Raw genomic sequence first — 2003 nt, forward strand, 5'->3', positions numbered from 1 at the left:
GCCGCTGGAGGCAGCACGGTCACGGCCGCCCGGGCCTGCTCCACCTTGGCCTGGATCTGGGCCGCGTCCATCACCGCCAGCACCTGGCCGGCCTGCACGCTGTCGCCCTCGCGCACCTTCAGCTCGGCAATGCGCCCGGCCAGCTTGCTGGCCACGCTGACCTGGTCGCCTTCGATGCGGCCATTCACCTGGATCAGCCCTTCCGGCAGCGCGCGGTGCGCCAGCACCAGACGCCAACCCAGCACGGCGGCCACGAGCACGGCCGCGGCCCCGATTCCCAACACGACAGGTTTGGAGAGTTTCATGGCAGATCGGTATGGAGAGCGGTATGGAATGGAAGGGGCGAGGTCACAGGGCGTCGTAGTCGCGCTTGAGCCGCTGCACCGCCAGGGCATGGTCGTGGCGGGCGGTGCTCAGGTTGTTGTGGCTCTTCAGGCGCAGGGTCTCGGCGTCCAGCACCTCGGTGTTGGTGCCCACGCCGGACTGGTAGCGGTCCCGCGCCACGCGCAGGTTCTCGTCGGCCTGGGCCACCGCGCTCTGCGCAGCGTCGATGCGGGCGGCGGCCTCGTCCACCCGCAGGCGGTCGGCACGCTGCTGCAGCGCGATCTGGGTCTCGGCATCGGCCCGCTGGGCGGCCACCGCATCGGCCTTGGCCGCCAGCGCATCGGCCTGGCTGCGGTACACGCCGCCGTCGAAGAGCGACCAGTGCAGGCCCACCGCCACGTTCCACAGCCCTTCCTTGGCCAGGTAGCGGTTGTCCATCTGGTTGAAGCCGGCGCTCAGCATCACCTGCGGGCCGCCCTGGGCCCGCGCGGCGTCGGACTGGGCGCGCAGGGCCTCGGTCTGGCGGATCAGCGCGGTCACCTCGGCGCGGATGCGGCCGGTGTCCAGCGTGGCCAGGTCAGTCGGGCCGACCGCGATCTCGTCGATCACCACCGGCTGGGTCAGCGGGCGGCCCAGCAGGCGGTTGTAGGCCGACTCGGCGATCTGCACCGCGGTCTGGGCGCGGATGCGGTCCTGGCGGGCGTTGTCAGACGCGGCCTGGGCGGCCAGCAGGTCGCTGCGGGCCACCAGGCCCTTGTCCAGATAGGCCTTCACATCGACCAGGTGCGAGGCCAGGGTCTGCACCCCGCTCTCGGCCAGTTCCAGCAGGCTGCGGGCGCGCAGCACGTTGATGTAGGCCTCGGCCACCTGCAGGCGCAGGTCCTGGCGACTGCGCTCGCTGGCGCTGCGGGCCGCGCCCACCGTGGCCTCGGCCGCCTGGGCGTTGCTGCTCAGGGCCCCACTGGTGTAGAGCGGCACGCTCACGCCGGCGCGGTAGACGCCGCCGTTGACCTCCATCACCGGCATCTGCAAGGTGCCCAGCATGGGCACGGTGGCCTGCACGGCCGGGGCTTGCGACCAATGGTTGTAGAGCCCATCCACCGCGAAGCTGGGCAGGGCCTGGCCCTGGGCCGCGGCCAGCGCCGCCTGGGCAGCACTCAGCTGGTGTTCACTGGCCTGCAGCTGGCCATCGACCTGCACCGCCTGGTCCATGGCCTGAGCCAGGGTCTCGGCGCGCAGCCCCGGGTGCATGGAGAGGCAGGCCAGCAGGACGGGCGCGAGGCGCCAACGAAAGTCGGACAGAGGCTGCGGCATGGGGCTGTGGCAAAGTGGCGGGCGCCGCGCCGTCGTTGCAGCGCAGCATGAAATTCATTCTAGGAAGCGGGGCCGCCCTCGGGTGCTCAGATTCCAGCGCCCTTGATGCGCGTCAAGCCGATCCATTCCGGCCCGTCCGGCGGCGCCGGGTCGCGGTCGGTCACGGCGACCCGCCGCGTGGGTCAAGGCCCCCAGGCTCAGTTTTCAGTCCCCTTTTCACCCATGAACACCTCCACCTCGCGCCTGGGGCGCTGGCGCAAGGCGCCCGTGCAGGCCCGGGTCGACGACACGCTGCGGGCCATCTTCGAGGCCACGGCCCAAGTGCTGGAAGGCGAAGGCCTGGAACGGCTGAGCACCAACCGCAT

The 2003-nt window shown here is 71.4% G+C and carries 2 protein-coding genes; both read right to left on the minus strand.

Going from position 1 to position 2003, the window contains the following annotated elements; all coding sequences use genetic code 11:
- The coding region (locus tag I73_RS26925) for a biotin/lipoyl-binding protein (RefSeq protein WP_148289737.1) at positions 1-305 on the minus strand (305 nt) is incomplete at its 3' end.
- A gap of 43 nt (positions 306-348) precedes the next feature.
- On the minus strand, positions 349-1638 hold the full coding sequence (locus I73_RS26930) for a TolC family protein (RefSeq protein ID WP_022980240.1): 1290 nt from the start codon (positions 1636-1638) through the stop codon (positions 349-351).
- Between the last annotated feature and the right edge of the window lie 365 nt (positions 1639-2003).

This window comes from Ideonella sp. B508-1 (genome assembly GCF_000333615.1).
In the GTDB taxonomy this organism is placed as follows: Bacteria; Pseudomonadota; Gammaproteobacteria; order Burkholderiales; family Burkholderiaceae_C; genus Ideonella.

Excerpts from the sequence above, each read along its gene's own strand:
- I73_RS26930 (WP_022980240.1), bottom strand. The coding sequence starts at position 1,638 with ATGCCGCAGCCTCTGTCCGACTTTCGTTGGCGCCTCGCGCCCGTCCTG.